Annotated in this window: 19 protein-coding genes; 14 read left to right on the plus strand and 5 right to left on the minus strand. The window is 49.5% G+C overall.

Annotated features, from left to right (window positions below; all coding sequences use genetic code 11):
* Window positions 1-55 precede the first annotated feature (55 nt).
* The gene (locus tag DWZ60_RS11005; RefSeq protein ID WP_117509208.1) at window positions 56-703 is read left to right on the plus strand and encodes a YczE/YyaS/YitT family protein; all 648 of its coding nucleotides are present in this window, start codon (window positions 56-58) and stop codon (window positions 701-703) included.
* A gap of 137 nt (window positions 704-840) precedes the next feature.
* Window positions 841-1,326: a cytidylate kinase-like family protein gene (locus DWZ60_RS11010; RefSeq protein WP_022461910.1), complete on the plus strand. Its 486-nt coding sequence runs from the start codon at window positions 841-843 to the stop codon at window positions 1,324-1,326.
* Window positions 1,327-1,401: 75 nt separating this feature from the next.
* Here the strand turns inward: DWZ60_RS11010 and DWZ60_RS11015 are convergent, their stop codons facing one another.
* A complete protein-coding gene (locus DWZ60_RS11015) occupies window positions 1,402-2,193 on the minus strand; it encodes a DUF975 family protein (RefSeq protein WP_117509207.1) in 792 nt (263 codons plus the stop codon).
* A 295-nt stretch (window positions 2,194-2,488) separates the two neighbouring features.
* Between DWZ60_RS11015 and DWZ60_RS11020 the strand changes: the two genes are divergently transcribed.
* The 4 genes from DWZ60_RS11020 to DWZ60_RS11035 all read left to right on the plus strand — a co-directional run bounded on the left by DWZ60_RS11020 (window position 2,489) and on the right by DWZ60_RS11035 (window position 5,838).
* On the plus strand, window positions 2,489-3,400 hold the full coding sequence (locus tag DWZ60_RS11020; protein ID WP_226906353.1) for a GTP pyrophosphokinase: 912 nt from the start codon (window positions 2,489-2,491) through the stop codon (window positions 3,398-3,400).
* A gap of 32 nt (window positions 3,401-3,432) precedes the next feature.
* Window positions 3,433-3,660 carry a hypothetical protein gene (locus tag DWZ60_RS11025; protein ID WP_055227506.1) on the plus strand — a complete coding sequence of 76 codons (228 nt, stop codon included), beginning with the start codon at window positions 3,433-3,435 and terminating at the stop codon, window positions 3,658-3,660.
* A complete protein-coding gene (locus DWZ60_RS11030) occupies window positions 3,657-4,211 on the plus strand; it encodes a hypothetical protein (protein WP_022461914.1) in 555 nt (184 codons plus the stop codon). Before DWZ60_RS11025 ends, DWZ60_RS11030 begins: the two co-directional genes overlap by 4 nt.
* Before the next feature lie 202 nt (window positions 4,212-4,413).
* Window positions 4,414-5,838: an alanine/glycine:cation symporter family protein gene (locus DWZ60_RS11035; RefSeq protein ID WP_158554960.1), complete on the plus strand. Its 1,425-nt coding sequence runs from the start codon at window positions 4,414-4,416 to the stop codon at window positions 5,836-5,838.
* A gap of 19 nt (window positions 5,839-5,857) precedes the next feature.
* Here the strand turns inward: DWZ60_RS11035 and DWZ60_RS11040 are convergent, their stop codons facing one another.
* On the minus strand, window positions 5,858-6,751 hold the full coding sequence (locus DWZ60_RS11040; RefSeq protein WP_226906352.1) for a polysaccharide deacetylase family protein: 894 nt from the start codon (window positions 6,749-6,751) through the stop codon (window positions 5,858-5,860).
* Window positions 6,752-6,887: 136 nt separating this feature from the next.
* Here DWZ60_RS11040 and recQ point away from each other — a divergent pair, with 136 nt between their 5' ends.
* The 3 genes from recQ to DWZ60_RS11055 all read left to right on the plus strand — a co-directional run bounded on the left by recQ (window position 6,888) and on the right by DWZ60_RS11055 (window position 10,133).
* Window positions 6,888-8,723, plus strand: coding sequence for a DNA helicase RecQ (gene recQ / locus DWZ60_RS11045; RefSeq protein ID WP_117509420.1), 1,836 nt, complete (start codon window positions 6,888-6,890; stop codon window positions 8,721-8,723).
* 52 nt (window positions 8,724-8,775) lie between these two features.
* Window positions 8,776-9,657 carry a hypothetical protein gene (locus tag DWZ60_RS11050; protein WP_117509205.1) on the plus strand — a complete coding sequence of 294 codons (882 nt, stop codon included), beginning with the start codon at window positions 8,776-8,778 and terminating at the stop codon, window positions 9,655-9,657.
* A gap of 137 nt (window positions 9,658-9,794) precedes the next feature.
* Window positions 9,795-10,133, plus strand: coding sequence for a cyclic-di-AMP receptor (locus DWZ60_RS11055; protein ID WP_055227503.1), 339 nt, complete (start codon window positions 9,795-9,797; stop codon window positions 10,131-10,133).
* Between the two features lie 4 nt (window positions 10,134-10,137).
* Here DWZ60_RS11055 and DWZ60_RS11060 read toward each other — a convergent pair whose 3' ends face one another.
* From DWZ60_RS11060 to DWZ60_RS11070, 3 genes are all read right to left on the minus strand, one after another.
* The gene (locus DWZ60_RS11060; RefSeq protein WP_117509204.1) at window positions 10,138-10,905 is read right to left on the minus strand and encodes a TIGR03915 family putative DNA repair protein; all 768 of its coding nucleotides are present in this window, start codon (window positions 10,903-10,905) and stop codon (window positions 10,138-10,140) included.
* 98 nt (window positions 10,906-11,003) lie between these two features.
* Window positions 11,004-12,443, minus strand: coding sequence for a putative DNA modification/repair radical SAM protein (locus DWZ60_RS11065; protein WP_117509203.1), 1,440 nt, complete (start codon window positions 12,441-12,443; stop codon window positions 11,004-11,006).
* Window positions 12,444-12,765: 322 nt separating this feature from the next.
* Window positions 12,766-13,245 carry a COG2426 family protein gene (locus tag DWZ60_RS11070; protein ID WP_117804390.1) on the minus strand — a complete coding sequence of 160 codons (480 nt, stop codon included), beginning with the start codon at window positions 13,243-13,245 and terminating at the stop codon, window positions 12,766-12,768.
* A 278-nt stretch (window positions 13,246-13,523) separates the two neighbouring features.
* On the opposite strand from DWZ60_RS11070, the gene hisH reads away from it, so the two are divergent.
* Genes hisH through DWZ60_RS11095 form a run of 5 tightly spaced genes read left to right on the plus strand, consistent with a single transcriptional unit; the run spans window position 13,524 to window position 17,237 of the window.
* Complete coding sequence (gene hisH, locus DWZ60_RS11075; protein WP_117804391.1) at window positions 13,524-14,141, plus strand: imidazole glycerol phosphate synthase subunit HisH; 618 nt, start codon at window positions 13,524-13,526, stop codon at window positions 14,139-14,141.
* Between the two features lie 3 nt (window positions 14,142-14,144).
* The gene (hisF, locus tag DWZ60_RS11080; protein WP_117804392.1) at window positions 14,145-14,906 is read left to right on the plus strand and encodes an imidazole glycerol phosphate synthase subunit HisF; all 762 of its coding nucleotides are present in this window, start codon (window positions 14,145-14,147) and stop codon (window positions 14,904-14,906) included.
* A gap of 18 nt (window positions 14,907-14,924) precedes the next feature.
* Entirely contained in the window at window positions 14,925-15,620 is a 696-nt protein-coding gene (locus DWZ60_RS11085) for a uracil-DNA glycosylase (RefSeq protein WP_055219339.1), read from the plus strand.
* Complete coding sequence (locus tag DWZ60_RS11090) at window positions 15,613-16,455, plus strand: oligosaccharide flippase family protein (RefSeq protein WP_119199146.1); 843 nt, start codon at window positions 15,613-15,615, stop codon at window positions 16,453-16,455. The genes DWZ60_RS11085 and DWZ60_RS11090 overlap by 8 nt, the downstream gene beginning before the upstream one ends.
* Window positions 16,456-16,514: 59 nt before the next feature.
* On the plus strand, window positions 16,515-17,237 hold the full coding sequence (locus DWZ60_RS11095) for a lipid II flippase MurJ (protein ID WP_119199147.1): 723 nt from the start codon (window positions 16,515-16,517) through the stop codon (window positions 17,235-17,237).
* Window positions 17,238-17,414 lie beyond the last annotated feature (177 nt).

Consider the following 17,414-nt stretch of genomic DNA (forward strand, 5'->3'; position numbering starts at 1 on the left):
TCCCTGATGTGTGTTAAGATAGAAGCGTTGTTACAGAAAGAAAAGAGGGAAAATTATGCAGGAAAAACAAAAGAAATGGATTCTGCGCATTGCGCTTTATCTGATTGGAATTATGGTGCTGGCACTCGGTATCACACTGAATACGAAGACGAACCTCGGCGTATCGCCCATCATCTCCATGCCGTACGCCGTGGCACAGATCTTCGGCTATGAAACAGGAACCGCCGTCTTCGTGGCGTATTTGATCTTCATCGTATTACAGATCGTACTGCTGAAAGGAAAATTCCCGCCGTTCCAGCTTCTGCAGGTTGCCGCAAGTTACCTGACGAGCGCCTTTATCACCATCTTCGACCGGATTTTCCCGGCACCTGACCAGATGGGAATGCGGCTTCTCGTTCTTGTCCTTGCCATCATTCTTACGGGAATCGGCGCCGCTGTGACCGTAGACGTCAACATCGTCCCAAACCCGGCCGACGGCCTGGCAAGAGTTCTCGGCGAGCGCTGCGGAAAGAACATGGGTTTCGGAAAAAATCTTTTTGATTTCTCCGCCATCGTCATTTCCCTTGCGATCGGCCTCATCGATGCCGGCCGCCCGGTAGGAATCGGAATCGGCACTGTTATAGCCATGGTCTGCACAGGAAGAGTCATCGCGGCATTCAATCATTTCGCAAAAAAGAAAATAGAAGAAATCACCATCGCCTGAGTGATCCATGCCCCTGTCGAAAAACCTTGAGTTTTCGGTGGGGGTTTGTTATAATAAAAGACAGCGAAAGAAAAATTTTTTGATTTGTCATAAGGCGTTTGTTTGCGTTATGAGAAGTGCGAAGGAGGAAGTGGCAAATGAACTTAGTTATTACGATGAGCCGCCGGTTTGGTACTGGGGCGAGTATTATTGCGAAAGAACTTTCCGAGAGACTGCATATCCCGGTATATGATAAGGACGATGTAGAGCACGGCATGCGTGAAAATGCCTTTGAATCTGAGGCGGATGCGATCCGCGAGCTGGCGAAACAGCCGTGTATTATCATTGGACGGTGTGCTTCGGAGTTTCTGAAAGATAAAAGCAACGTCATCAATATTTATGTCTGCGCGGACAAAGAGGACCGGATCAAACGTATCATGAAGCTGTTTTCCCTGACAAGAGAGGCGGCTGAGGTGATGCTGGAAGAGACAGACAAGCAGCGTGCCGAGTATTATTATAAAAATACCGGAAAGACATGGGGCGATGTCAATAACTACCATATGATCCTGAATACCTCGGATCTTGGCATCGAGAACTGTGCCGATATTCTGATGCGGTATTTTGAAATGAAAGATTATATCTAAGAGATATTTAAAAAGAAATACATAAAAAAATCAGGTGCTTCCCGAAAAAGAGAAGCACCTGATTTTTTGTGCGGTTTAGTAAGCCTGATACGTATTGCCATAACTCCGGCTGGAGAAGTAATTCTGTTTCAGAACCAGGAACAGTTCGGCATCGGTTGCATATTTGTACGGATACAGATAGAAAATACCGACAAGATTGCAGGTGATTCCGGAAAGAATATACCATCCGATAAAGGAGAGATCAAGAATAAATGTATTCATCTTTTCACCGTTCATCATTTCACGGCTGATGCGGAATGCTTCTTCGGTCGAAAGTTCCGGGTAGTCGGCGAGAAGATAAGGAACCATGCGGTATTCATAAGCTTTCACAATTCCAGGAATCAGAAGAAGCAGCGACCAGAGGAATATATAAAGATTTTTTAAAAACAGAGTCCACACAGTTTTTCCATAGTAGCCGTTCTGGAATCCGAACAGTATGTTGCCAAGTCCCGCTTTTTCCATCGAGTTTTCAATGAAAAACCTCGAGCCTCCTACCTCAAATGGTGCAAGAACAAAAATACGGATCAGAATAAAGGCAAGACCAATGACAAGAAGTACAATGCCGCTGAAGACAGTAAAAACAAATTTAACCGGTCCAAGCGGGGTGAATTTTTCTGCAAAGGATTCCACATTGAAGTTATCGGAAGAAATCGTAAATCCAGATATACCGACCGAGTTAGTCTGATTGCTGTCATTGTTGGAATTTCCAGAATTAGAAGTACCGCTTCCGACCAGCAGAGTCAGAATCAAGGCGGCTACCACACAGATCCAGTAATTGCGTAAAAATGCGGCTTTTCCGCGGGTTTTCAGTTCCTCTCGAGTCCACATAAAAAAGACCTCCCTCTTAATGTAAGTGTAAACAGCAGACAATTCTGCCAAGTCACGATTATCTTACCATGGGGCAGGTGAAACATCAAGACAGCTTAAGGAAAGTTTAAGAAATTGGCAGAAAGATTAAAGTGGAAATGTGCATTCTTAAATAAAGATTTTACTTGTGAAGCGGGGATGAATGTGCTATAATCTCTCCGGTGCGTCAGAACGCAGCGGGGCCGGGTTTCTCCGGGGTGCGTTCTGAAAAAAAGAAACCTGTACGTTGAATTGACAAAGAGAGCGAGGAATCTACGTGTATCTGACAAAGGACGAGTTTTTGCAGAAATTCGGAATTCTGCCGCAGGAATTTGAGGAAGCAGATATTTCCTGGGAAGAACTGCTGGAAATTGCGGATGATTATGAACGGCGCCGTCCGACGCTGGAAAAGATCCGAAAAGAATTTGTGGCAGAGTTTTTGCAGGACAAGGAAAAAGAGATCGGACTGCAGTCGTACCACAGCCGTCTGAAGGACACCGAACATCTGGTGGAAAAGCTGGTGCGCAAGCGCCTAGAAAATTATGCAAAGTACCGGAAAATGGATTCGACAAGCTATATGCGTTACGTGACAGATCTGATCGGAATCCGGGGACTTTTGCTGTATCGGGAGGACTGGGTAAACTTCCATAAATACATTACGCACTGGTTTAAAAATGATCCGGAGAAATACATCCGTGATTACGGCCGTGACTACGACCAGAACGCATCGGGCTATATGGCAGAGCCGCCGAAAGTCCATACAAGACTTGGCGATTACGCCGACATTTATGTGAACTGGATTCCGGAGGAGAACATTCTGGACCGGAAACATTACCGTGCGGTGCATTACATTGTCGTTTACCGCGGCGTCTACATTGAAATTCAGATTAAGACGCTGTTCGAGGAGGGCTGGGGAGAGATTGACCACAGCATTCTTTACCCGCGGCGCAAGGGAAACGCCATGCTGACAGAGTTTTCCGAGCTGCTGAACCGTCTGGCGGGCATGGGAGATGAGATGGGATCGTTCTACCGCCGTCTCCAGGTTGTGCCGGATGAGAAGTTCCAGAGCAAGGAAACGATCGTGCGCAAGCGTGAATTAAAACCGCAGGTCAAGGCAGCGGTGGAAAAACGCGATCTGAATGAAATTCATACGATGGATGATGCCGTCTGGAGCATACTGAAAGAATAAAACTGCTTTTCAGACATGGGAAAGGATAAAAAATGGATGGAAGAAACACGGGCCGCATGGGCTTCTCTCATGCAGCAGAGGACTCTGCGGAGAATATGATGGCGGCAGTCAAAGCCGGAAAAATCCGAAAACATCTGATGGGAAATACCTCGCCGATCCGCTACGGAACAATGGAAAAACGCGAGATGACCGAATATACCGACTTTGTCCGGACGAAACTCTGCTATGAAATCCTGAATCTGCCCGGGGAGGAAAAATGAATACAATAGAAAAAATATACACAAACTACGACGGACTTCTGGAAGAATTTTCCGAGGAAGTAATCCAGAGCCGTTACGCTGTTTTTTACGAAGAAATCGAGGAATTTGCCAAGAGTCTCGGCATCCGCGAGAAAATCCAGATCAGCGAGTCGCTGTTGAGCCATGCAGTGCTGGACTATTTCACGGATATTTCCCGCCTGAAACATTTTCATCAGGCAAAGCATATCAATTCATTGAAAGTGATCTCCTATGAGACCTACTGGCTGCTGCGGAGAAAACCGATCCAGATCCTGGTGGAGGATGAGACATCGGATGCGATGGCATTTCTGAACGAAAAGTTCGTCTTTTCCCGGATTGCCAAATATCTGATGGGCGACGGAAAACGGGTGATTTTAAGTCCGGAGACGAAAAAAGGCTTTCTGAATTATCTCGATTCGCTGTTTTATTACCTGAAATACCGCAATTACGATGCAGAAATGCTCGAGATGATGCTGATGGGCTTCAAAGCGGGTGTTCTCGTGGCGGATGATTTAAAGGAGCAGGAGTCCTGAAAAACGGGCGGAAGCGGAATACAACAAAATAAGATGAAGATCGAAAGAACCGGACGGGCCGTAAGGCTGCTGTCGGGTTCTTTTTTTGTGCGGTGCTGCATAAAGTGCAGAGAAAACATTGCGATGCATGGACAGAAAACCGTTTAACAATGGAGGGACGGGAACTGCTTTCCTTTGGAACTTTGTACAGGGAGGAATGGATATGGCCACGCTTGAAAAAATCAATGCATTTCTAAAAGCGGTGAATGCAGCCGCCTGGGGACCGCCGCTTCTTTTTCTGCTGCTTGGGACAGGCATTTTTCTGACCATCCAGCTTCGCGCGCTACCCATTCGACGGTTGTTCTTTGCGCTTCGTACAGCATTCGGCCGTGAGGCGAGATACAGCGGGGAGAAAACAGAAGCAGGAGTTTCGCCGTTCGCATCGCTGATGACGGAACTTGCGGCGGAAATCGGGACGGGCAATATCGTGGGGGTTGCCTCCGCAATGGCGCTTGGAGGACCAGGAGCACTGGGATGGATGATGCTGGCGGCGGTTGTGGGACTTGCTTTGAAATTTTCTGAGAGTTTTCTCTCGGTGCAGTACCGGATGCAAAGAAAAGACGGAACATACTGCGGCGGTCCGATGGTGACGCTGACCAGAGCATTTCCGGGGGAGCGGCTGGCGAAGATGCTGGCTGTGTTTTTTGCCGGAAGCACCGTGCTGGTATCTCTCGGAATGGGCAATATGACGCAGGCAAACTCGATTGCGCTGGCGATGCAGGATACGTTTGGCGTGGCAAGAGAAAAAAGCGCGTTGGTGCTGACGATTCTTCTTCTGCTCGTGGTGACAGGCGGACTGCGTTCCATTGCAAAAGCGGCGGAGGTGCTGGTACCGGGAATGGCACTCTTTTATCTGGGCGGGGCAGGAATGGTAATCGGTCTGCACGCCGGAGAGCTTCCGCGGACACTGCTTGCGATAGTACGGGACGCGTTTTCTTTCCGGGCGGTATCGGGAGGAGCGGTGGGTGCGGGAATTTCCCTGCTGCCGCCGGCCTTGCGGTATGGAATTTCCCGCGGTGTGTTTTCGAATGAAGCAGGGCTTGGAGCAGGCGGAATCAGTGCTGCGGCGGCACAGACCGACGATCCCGTGCGGCAGGGGTACATCAGCATGACAGGTGTGTTCGTTGATACCATGGTGATCTGTCTTGTGACCGGCCTTGCCGTTGGAGTGACCGGGGCGGCAGAGGGGATACTGGAGGCGGAAAAAGCGGATGGAGCGGCGATGGTAATTCAGGCCTTTGAAAGTGTGTTCGGACCGGCGGGAGGCTATGTTGTCGCGGTCGGGATTCTGCTGTTCGCATTTGCAACGATGGCCGGCTGGGCATACCAGGGGGAGCAGGCGTTTCTCTGGCTGGTGAAAAAGGATAGCTTCGGAATGGTTTACCGTGTTTTCTTCTGTTTTGCAGCGTTTGCCGGGTGCGTCTGCATGGCAGAAACGGTCTGGAATTTTGCGGAGCTTGCCAATGCCTGCATGGCGGTGCCGAACCTGCTCTGTGTGCTGCGGCTCTGGAAGGAAGTAAAAGAGGAGGCATTCCGGTTTGAAAGCAGGATAAAAAAAGCAGAACAAAAGAAAGATAGAAATACATGAGAAACCGTATTTCCGGTCCTCAGGCAGATTTCGATGCGAGCTGATCGAGAGAGCCGAAAGAATATCCCATTTCTTCCCATTTCGTCAGCAGCTCATCGAGAATCTCCGCGTTGGTGGATGAGGTATTATGAAGCAGGACGATGGCACCGGGATGAATGCGTCCGGTCAACTTTTTGAAAGCCTCCTCGTGGGTCGGCTGCTGATCCTGGTACCAGTCTACATAGGCGAGACTCCAGAAAAACGTCTGGTATCCGAGGTCCTTTGCCATCTGCAGGTTCTGTGTGCTGTATTTTCCCTGCGGCGGCCGGTAAAATTTCACCATTTCCTGGCCGGTGGTTTCCTGATAAAGTGTGGAGACTCGGTTCAGTTCTTCTGAGAAGGCTTCCTGCGTGGAGATTTTGGACATATCCGGGTGCGACCAGGTGTGGTTTCCGACGATATGGCCTTCCGCTGCCATACGTTTGACAAGATCCGGCTGGTCGGAGAGAAAATTGCCGACGACAAAGAACGTTGCGGGAGCCTGATGCTTCTGGAGCGCATCAAGAATCGTTGGTGTGTTGCCGTTTTCATAGCCGCAGTCAAACGTCAGATAGATGATGTTTTCTTCCGGTGAAGCGGCAAACCAGGCGTTGTAGGCGGCAAGCTCTTCGGATGTAGCATTGCCGACGGGAGTCTTCCCTTTTTCCGGGAAGGAGAGCCCCCAGTTTTCGGCAGCAGAGGAGAGGACGGGCATCGAAACGGAAGAAACAGGTGTCTCCGGCGCAGCAGAGAGAAAAACTGGGGCTGCCTTTCGGAGCGCACGGCAGGTAAAGTGGGACAGAACAGAGCCAAAAAGAAAAGCGGAGCAGAAAAAAGCGGCGGCGATACCGGCTTTTTTCAGGATCCGGCGGGAAAGGGGTGAAAGAGAACGCATAAAATCCCCCTCCAGGACTTTTTGAGACAATATATGTATGGATGAAAGAAAACATGCGGCACACATCTGTTTGACTTTACCTGCAATCTATGTCACAATGGAGGTAGAGTGGATGGAAAGGGCAGAGAAAAACAAGATGACAAAATATGAGGTTTTAAAAAAGTACTTCGGTTACGATTCCTTCCGGGAGGGGCAGGAGATGCTGGTGGATGCGCTTCTGAACGGACAGGACGTGCTCGGCATCATGCCGACCGGAGCAGGAAAATCGCTGTGTTATCAGATTCCGGCGCTTCTGCTGCCAGGAATTACCCTGGTGGTATCACCGTTGATTTCTCTGATGAAGGATCAGGTATCGACCCTGAACCAGGCGGGGATTCACGCTGCGTTTCTGAACAGCTCCTTAAGTGCGGCGCAGTACCGGAAGGCACTCGGCTTTGCCATGGAGGGCCGGTACAAGATTATTTATGTCGCCCCGGAACGCCTTCTGACACCGGAATTTTTGTGCGCGGTGCAGTCGATGGAAATTTCGATGATTAGTGTTGATGAGGCACACTGTATTTCCCAGTGGGGTCAGGATTTCCGCCCAAGCTACCTGAAAATCACAGAGTTTGTCGAGCAGCTTCCCGCACGGCCGGTGATCGGTGCCTTTACGGCAACGGCAACAAAAGAGGTACGGGATGATATCGAAGCACTACTGTCTTTGCGTGATCCGGTACGTCTGGTCACAGGCTTTGACCGGAAAAATCTGAAATTTACGGTACAGCAGCCGAAAGATAAATTCGCAGCCGTGGAATCATTCCTTGCAGAGCACGAGGCGGACTGCGGAATTATTTACTGTCTGACCAGAAAAAATGTGGAGGAGGTCTGTGAGAAACTCGAGCAGAAAGGATATTCTGTCACAAGATACCATGCGGGTCTCTCTGACCTGGAACGGAAGGAAAACCAGGAAGATTTTATTTATGACCGGAAGCAGATCATGGTAGCGACAAACGCTTTTGGTATGGGAATCGATAAATCGAATGTGCGGTACGTCATCCATTATAATATGCCGAAAAACATGGAAAGCTATTATCAGGAGGCCGGACGAGCAGGCAGGGACGGCCTTCCGGCGGAATGTATTCTGCTGTACGCGGGACAGGACGTCATCACAAACCAGTTTTTTATCGAAAACATGGCGCAGGAGAGTGAGGATCCCGAGACGACAGCGCTGATCCGTCAGCGGGAGGAGGAACGGCTGAAGAAAATGACGTTTTACTGTTTCACCCATGAGTGCCTCAGAGATTATATCCTGAGGTATTTCGGGGAATACGGTTCCAATTACTGTGGAAACTGTTCCAACTGCCTCTCGGAATTTGAAACGGTGGATGTGACAGCGGCGGCAAAGGCAATCCTTGGCTGTGTGCGGGAATGCCGTCAGCGCTACGGCACGACGGTGATTCTCGATACCCTGCACGGTGCGAATACCGCGAAAATCCGCCAGTACCGCATGGATGAAAACTCCCATTACGGGGAACTGGCAAAAGAGCCGGTCTACCGGCTGCGGCAGATCTTAAATGAACTGCAGGTCCGGGAATATCTCTATGTAACGGCCGACACATACAGCATTGTGCGCCTGTTGCCAAAAGCGGCGGAGCTGCTGGATGAGGACGGCACGATGCTGATGAAGATGGCAAAAGAAGAAAAACGGATTCCGAAAGCCGCAAAAGAGAAGACAAAGACAAAAACCTCGGCAGCGGCAAAGGATCTTTCCAACGAGGAGGCCGCGGTATTCGAAAAACTGCGGGCACTCCGGATGGAGCTTGCAAAGGAGCATAAAGTGCCTCCGTATATTATCTTCTCGGATAAAACACTGATCCAGATGGCGATGGAGAAACCGTCCAACAAAGAGGAAATGCTGGCGGTCTCTGGTGTCGGCGAGAGCAAATTTGAAAAGTACGGGGAACCGTTTCTTGCATGTCTTGCAGAAAGATAAAACAAGTCGTGTAAAAAAAACGGGAAAACAACAGGAAAGGAAGAATACGCTTATGAAAAAAGAAAACGCAGTTATTTTTGGAGTGACCGGTGTTGTAGTTGCCGCCGTGCTGATTGGAGGCGGAATCTATATGAAAACGGAACGGGACCGAAATCTGAATGCAGATACAGCAAGTACTGCAGCGGACAGCAATAGGGCAGAAGAAGTACAGAAAGCCGTATTTCTTGCAGAAGATTCCGGGTTATGGTACCTGGGAGATCTGGAACACGGAAACATCTATGTGACACATACACCGTCCGACACACTTTACGATGAAAATGGAAATGCTATTGATCCGTCCGAGATCAAAAAAGGAGATTTTCTTCAAGTGGAGGGCGACGGTATTATGCTGAACTCCTATCCGGGACAATATCCGGGTATCAGCCGTATTATGAGAATCAGCGGCGGTACGGAGGCGGATGCAGAAAAATTCGATGAGGAACTTTCCCAGATTCTGCCGGAAAAGGATCCATCGGAAATTCCGTTTCTGAATCTGTGCTACACACAGCCAAATGCCCAGGTGACAGCTATGGCAACACAGGGAGGTTATACCTGGTCTTATGTTGATGAGGACGGCAATGGTCAGAACGTCGTTGCGGACAGTGCGTTCATTCTGGAATGGACGGAACTGAGTGATCTGCATACAGCAAATGACGAAGGAAAAACCGATCTGGAGCTTGTCTTCTCGGAGGAGCCGGATTCTGTCACAGCAGAAAGATGGCCGGCCGAAGACCGGGGGCAGAACTTTGGCAATGGTTACCCGGAGGGAGAAAGCGTTTCTGTGGAGCATGCGGAGAGCTGGAGCATTCCGGGAGCCGAGGCCGGCTACATCTACGAAGTGGACGCGGTATTCGAAAATGGAACCGTGTCATACGGATTTGAAGTGAAAAAGTAAAAAAAGACTTTCTTTTTCCGTGACATTATGCTATTTTTACTGTGAAAACAGAAAAATGCAATGTGCCATACGGCATAAGCAGCTGACTTTTCAAAAATCAGAATCCGTTTGACCGGAGGATGCGAGGAGGAATTTGTATGAAGTTAATTGTTGCTGTATTACGGAAAGAGGACGAGGCAGACACCATTGCCGAGTTGAACAAAAAAGGCTTTTTTGTGACGGAGCTTGCCACGACCGGCGGTTTCCTGAAGGAGAAGAACACAACACTGCTGATCGGAACCGATGATCATAAGCTCGACGCTGTGCTTGCGATCTTAAAACAGGAAGCAGGGCTTCGGAAAACAGTTACCTATGCGGCCACCCCGATGGAAAGCGGAAACTTCTGCCCGGGCGGAAATTACTCTGTTCCGATTGATACCCAGACAGGAGGCTGTACTGTGTTTGTGCTGAACATGGAACAGCTGGAAAAATTCTAAGACTCTAAAAATTTTTAAATTCCGGCATATGATCCCGGTAGTGGAGCGGCAGATGCGTACGCTGACAGTCGGGATTGGAACGCTCTTTGATGGCAATTGCGGTGAAAAATCCTTTCCAGAGTTCTTCGTAAGGGTCCGAAGTGGATTCCGTGAGGGAAAGGCGTTCTATTTCATCCGGAGAAAGACGGGTCAGATAAAAGGGCCGGTCAGCGGGATGCACGACGGCAAGCTGCCGGTTATCATCGAGAATCATCCAGTTTTCTGAGGGAAGCCGGTCAGAAAAATGGGGAGCGACCAGGGTCAGCACATTGGCTTTCGGGGAAATATGCGAGACCAGGATCGGAAAACCGGAGGAAATATTTGCAAAACGGATAAATTCCCGGAACGAATGCGCTTCATTTGTGACCTGACGGGAAACTTCAAAAGCGTGGAATACCGCCGGTTCCTGCAGCATATGCAGGGTATCCTTTCCATAGGAAAAGCCGTAGAGCAGAAAACGATAAATGATGTCGGGAGCGTCGCTTCTCTCGGACATTGCACAGAGATAGACGAGCCGCCAGGCTGCTGCGCCGATCTTCTTTTGAATGGATCGCGTGACGCTGGCGGCTTTTTCTGTGTCCGGCTCAACATGGCAGTAATCGCAGAACAGCTCCAGATTGCCGACTGGTTCCGTCATCAGCCGTACATTGCGGTAGCCGAGACGGGAATTCCAGGCTTCATAGATGCAGGTCAGGATCGACGCAAGATCCGGGCTGCAGGTGTAAACAGTCATAATAAAATCCTTTCTGAAATCAATTGATACAGACAACAGCCTTCTGCAAAAAGCGCAGATACAGCAAAAAGGCTTTTCCGTGAGAAGAACGCCCGGGATTATATATGCCCAGGTACGGCAGCATCAAACAGAGAAAGCTGCTGATACTGTTCCGGATGGGAAACCTCCCAGTTGGAGGCGGCTTCCTCTCCCGTGAGCTGCCGGGTCAGAAACTGCTGTTCCAGCCGCATGTGATACATCATTTTTCCCTCGCAGGTGATAAAATATTTGGCGCGTTTCAGCACCACACCGATCTTTTTCAGATGATCAAATGAAAGATGGGAGCTTCTGCGGCTCTTTACAATCCGCATGGCCGATTTCGGCCCGATGCCGGGAACGCGCAGAAGGTCGGCATACTCAGCCGTGTTGATCTCCACCGGAAACAGCTCCATATGGCGCAGCGCCCAGTCGCATTTCGGGTCGAGCTGTGCATGAAAGTTCGGGTGGGCTTCATCGAGCAGTTCATCCGCCTGAAAACCGTAGAAGCGGAGCAGCCAGTCTGCCTGATAAAGGCGGTGTTCCCGAAGAAGCGGCGGCTTGGTTTCACGTGAGGGCAGGGCGGAATCCTCGTTGACCGGAATGTAGGCGGAGTAAAAGACGCGCTTCAGGTCATACTGCTGGTAGAGAAGCTGTGAGGTGGAGAGAAGCTGGTAATCGTTTTCCTTTGTCGCACCGATGATCATCTGCGTGCTCTGGCCGGCAGGAACGAAGGGAGCAGAGCGTTCCTTTTCCGGCAGTGACCGCGCGGAGGAGGAAGAGATCCAGCCCAGATCGGCAGCGGAGGCGGAAATCTGCTTTCGTGTATCGAAAATGGAGTGGGAGAGATAGCGGTTTCCCGAGGAACGCTCTAAAAAAGCGCTTTTCCCTGCGGTCAGCCGGTAATCTACAATACCGGACTGGATCTGGCGCATGGGTTTTAAAATCGCTTTCTGTGTCTTCTGCGGGGCCAGTTTCTGCAGCCCTTCTCCGGTCGGGAGTTCCAGATTGACGCTCATGCGGTCGGCGAGATAGCCGGTCTTTTCGATCAGCTCGGCGGGTGCGCCCGGGATAGCTTTGACGTGGATGTAGCCGTTAAAGCGGTAACGATTACGTAAAAGATGCAGAGTGCGGTACATGAGCTCCATCGTATGGGCAGGATTTTTGCAGACGGCGGAACTTAAAAAGAGTCCCTCAATATAGTTTCGGCGATAAAATTCCGTGACGAGTGTACAGACCTCCTCCGGTGTAAACGTGGCGCGCTGCCGGTCATTCCCGGCGCGGTTGACGCAGTATTTACAGTCGTAGATACAGTCGTTGCTCTGCAGAATTTTCAACAGAGAGATACAGCGTCCGTCGGAAGAAAAGCTGTGGCAGATACCGCAGGAGACCGAATTGCCGAGATGTCCCTGTTTTCCGGCACGGTTCACACCGCTGGAAGTGCACGCAACGTCGTATTTGGCCGCGTCAGCGAGAAGATTCAGCTTCTCGGAGAGAGAAAGTGTTTGTGATGATAACTGCATGGCAGAAAAATTCCTTTCTATGTCCAAATGAATACGAATAAAAGTAAAACAATAAGATAACAGGTATTTTATAAAAAGAACAACTGTTCGATAAAAGAAGTGTAACACAAATCGAACGAATGTTCAAGAGGAAAAATGAAAATAGTACAAGAAAATACTGGAAGAAAAGAAACAGAATTCGATCCGGAAAAACGTGAACAGGAAACAGCAGGGAAAATTTCTGTTAGAAAAAAGTTATACAAAAACAGCCGCACAGATCGGAAAAACAAATCTGTGCGGCTGTAAGCCAAATTTTATGGAATTGAAACGGAAGCAGAGCCGTTTACGCCAAAAGCGCCCCAATTGCCCCGAATACGCCGGAACTTGCAAGCAGCATGATGACGCTTGCAAGGAGAACACCGCCCATGATGGCGAGAACGCTGGTCTTAAAGTCCATATCGAGGATACTTGCGGCCAGTGTGCCGGTCCATGCGCCGGTTCCCGGGAGCGGAATGCCGACGAAGAGCAGCAGGGCGAGCGGAAGTCCGCGGCCGGCTTTTGCTTTCAGTTTTTCCCCGCCTTTTTCGCCTTTTTCCAGACACCAGGTGAAGAACTTTCCGATATACTTTTTATCACATCCCCAGACAAGAACCTTTCGAGCGAACAGGAAAATAATCGGAACCGGAAGCATATTTCCGATGACGGCGATCAGATAGGCCGGAAGCGTCGGAATATGGAAAGCTACCGCGTACGGAATCGCACCACGCAGCTCGATGAGCGGAACCATGGAAATCAAAAATACAATCAGATATTTGGTAATCATATACACCTCTCGTTTTTTACAAAGTGTTATCGTTTCTTAGTGCAACGCTCTTATTGTAGCGTGATGCCCGTCATTTGTCCAGTATAAAAAGAAAGAAAAGAGCGGGAGTAAAAGAAATCTTAAGAATTTCTGTATTTTTGTATAATTTTATAACCTTCAAAATTTGAATTTTAGAAAACGGTATGTTAGAATGAAGTGTACTGTTTGCAAAAGAACAGCAGAGATGCCCCCAATGACAGGGGGCGTGGACTGAAATAACAAACGAGGAGGACCCACCTATGATTGCACTGATTGATTATGATGCCGGAAATATAAAAAGCGTGGAAAAAGCCTTTCAAAGCCTTGGAAAAGAGGTTGTACTGACCAGGGATCCAGACGTGTTAAAACGCGCAGATCACGTCGTTCTGCCGGGTGTCGGCAGCTTTGGAGATGCGATGGAAAATCTGAACCGCTATCATCTGGTGCCGGTTATTCATGAAATCGTAGAAAAAGGGACTCCGTTTCTTGGAATCTGTCTCGGGCTTCAGGTTCTGTTTGAACGCAGCGAAGAGAGTCCGGGTGTCGCAGGACTTGGATTGTTAAAAGGAGAGATTCTCCGGATTCCGGATAAAGAGGGCTTAAAAATTCCACACATGGGATGGAACTCCCTCCATTTACAGAAGGAAGGAAGATTATTCAAGGGCATCCCACAGGAATCATATGTTTACTTTGTCCATTCCTACTATCTGAAAGCAGAAGAGGAGGAAATTGTAAAAGCAACGACAGAGTACAGTACACACATCCATGCATCCGTGGAAAAAGGAAATCTGTTCGCCTGCCAGTTCCACCCGGAAAAGAGTTCAGATCTTGGACTTGCCATTCTGAAAAACTTTGCGGAAATTGGAGAGGAGGACTAAGCGATGTTTACAAAACGAATTATCCCATGCCTGGATGTAAAAAACGGAAGAGTCGTAAAAGGCGTTAATTTCGTCGATTTAAAAGATGCCGGAGACCCGGTGGAGATTGCAAAAGCGTACGACAAGGCAGGAGCCGATGAAGTTGTGTTCCTTGATATCACAGCCTCCTCCGACCAGAGAGGAACCGTTGTCGATATGGTGCGGAAGGTAGCGGCAAACGTTTTTATTCCGTTCACTGTCGGCGGAGGAATCCGCACTGTGGACGATTTCAAGATGCTGCTCCGAGAGGGGGCCGATAAAATTTCGATTAATTCCTCCGCGATCAACAATCCGCAGCTCATTGGCGATGCGGCGCAGAAATTTGGCAGCCAGTGCGTGGTCGTTGCGATCGATGCGAAGAAGAGAGCTGACGGAAGCGGCTGGAATATCTACAAAAACGGCGGCCGGATCGATGTCGGCATCGACGCCGTCGAGTGGGCGAAAAAAGCCGAGAGCCTCGGAGCCGGAGAAATTCTGCTCACCAGCATGGACTGCGACGGAACAAAGGCGGGATACGATATCGAGCTGACAAGAACGATCGCAGAGAGCGTCGGCATCCCGGTCATCGCATCCGGCGGCGCAGGAACGCTGGAGCATTTTTATGATGCCTTAACCGAAGGAAAAGCCGATGCAGCCCTCGCCGCATCCCTGTTCCACTACAAAGAACTGGAAATTCGTGAAGTCAAAGAATATCTGGCAGGCCGTAATGTGCCGGTCCGCCTGTAAAAGGAAGGAGAAAACGATATGCCGCCTCTTAGCGGAAGCTGGGCAAATGCCCTGAAGGGAGAATTCTCCAAAGACTACTATAAAAAACTGTTTCAGACGGTGGGTGCGGAGTATAAAACTCACACCATTTATCCACCGGCTGATGATATTTTCAATGCGTTCCACTTTACCCCGCTCGAGCAGGTAAAAGTGGTCATCCTGGGCCAGGATCCGTACCATGAGCCGGGACAGGCGCACGGGCTCTGCTTTTCTGTAAAACCGGAGGTAAGTATTCCGCCGTCCCTGGTCAACATTTACAAGGAACTTGAGGACGATCTGGGATGCTATATCCCGAACAACGGATATCTCGAAAAATGGGCACGGCAGGGTGTTTTAATGCTGAACACGGTGCTGACTGTACGTGCGCATCAGGCAAATTCCCACAAGGAAATCGGCTGGGAACAGTTTACCGATGCAGCGATCAAGGTACTCGCAGAGCAGGATCGACCGATGGTCTTTATCCTCTGGGGCCGTCCGGCGCAGCGGAAAAAAGAGATGATCCACAATCCAAAGCATCTGGTGCTGATGTCCGCTCATCCGAGTCCGCTCTCTGCATACCGTGGATTTTTCGGCAGCCATCCGTTTTCCAGAACAAACGAATATCTGGAAGAAAACGGTCTTGCGCCGATTGACTGGCAGATCGAAAATGTAATACGGGAGCAAAAGCATGAGTAAAAAGAAAAATACATTATTGAGAAATACTTCTATTTTAATGGCGGCAACGATTATCTCACGTGTGATCGGTCTTTTATACCGGTCACCGCTCGGCGAAACGATTGGAAATGAGGGACTTGGCTATTACAGTACGGCGAGTAATCTGTATACGATTCTGCTTCTGATCTCCTCCTATAGTATTCCGATGGCAGTGTCAAAAATCGTATCCGAACGTCTGGCATTAAAAGAGTACCGAAATGCACATCGCGTGTTCCACGGTGCCCTTCTTTACGCCGTGATCGTAGGTGGAGTTGCTGCACTGGTGGCATTCTTTGGCGGGAAATTCCTTCTGCCGTATAACCAGCAGAATGCACTCCTCGCCCTGCGTGTATTGGCGCCGACGATCTTTTTCTCGGCTGTTCTCGGCGTTCTGCGTGGCTATTTCCAGGCCCACAGCACGATGATGCCGACCTCAATTTCACAGATCATCGAGCAGGTATTCAACGCCGCATTCAGTATTGGCGCCGCCTGGTTCTTCATCCAGCAGTTCGCGACAAACGATACCGAACATGCCAAATTCGGTGCCGCCGGCGGAACCCTCGGAACAGGAGCCGGTGTCCTGGCAGGCCTTTGCTTTATGCTGATCGTTTACGGGGTAAATCGGAAAACGATTCTGCGAAAGGTGGCCAGAGATACACGTCACCGTGAAGAATCCTACCGTGAAATTTTTCAGGTACTTTTTCTGATGGTAACGCCGGTCATTTTCACGACATTCATTTACAACTGCAACGCTACCTGGACAACTATCTGTTCTTTACCATCCTCGGATGGCACGGCGAAAACCAGAAAGCGCTGAACGCTGCATACGGCGAGTTTTCCAACTATTACGTTACGCTGATTAATGTTCCGCTTGCCATGGCGAGTGCATCCGCATCTGCGATGATGCCGGAGGTGTCTTCCTGTTATGCAACCGGTGACCTTGACGAGGCAAACGACAAAATTCTGGAAACGATCCGCCTGACCATGTTTATTTCCATTCCGGCTGCCGTCGGCCTTGGAGTCCTGGCATTCCCGATTACAGGCGTTTTGTTCCCGTCAAGTTCGAGCCTTTCCGGCAAACTGCTGATGATGGGTGCCGTATCGGTTGTCTTTTCTGCACTGTCTACCATTACCAACAGTGTCCTGCAGTCGATCGGGCAGCAGAAGAAAGCCTTGCACAATGCAGCAATTTCCCTTGGAATGGATCTCGTCGTCCTGGCGCTGATCCTTGCAGTTTTCCCAAAGACAAACATTTATGCCGTTGTCTTTGCAGGAATCCTGTTCTCCCTTAGCATGTGCGTATTGAATAACCTTTCGATCCGCAAACACCTGAATTTCCGCAATGAGTTCAAAAATACCTATGTAAAACCATTGATCGCAGCAGCTATTATGGGTGTTGTAACCTGGATTGTTTATTATGGTCTGTTCGCCATTACGAAGCGTCCATCGATCAGTATGCTGGCCGCAATTCTGATCGCAATCGTCGTATATCTGATTGCTTTTGTGGTTGTAACCGGTACGACGGAAGCAGAAATGCGCCGTATGCCGATGGGAACGAAGCTGGTAAAGGTTCTCCGCATCCTGCGGATTTACCGCTGAAAACAGAAGAGAAAATCCTGCTTTGCGGGATTCTCCGCCTGCGGCGGGCCGCTTTAGCGATAGAATTCCCCGCCGCCGCAGTGCGATCCTGCCCGGAGGGCTTATAACGGGGAATGTCAACGAAATTTCCTGTTATGTAAAAAAAGCTCCTGTCCGGAAAACAGAAAAAACTGTTTT

Origin of the sequence: Blautia sp. AF34-10 (genome assembly GCF_003477865.1) — a bacterium.
Classification (GTDB): domain Bacteria; phylum Bacillota; class Clostridia; order Lachnospirales; family Lachnospiraceae; genus Fusicatenibacter; species Fusicatenibacter saccharivorans.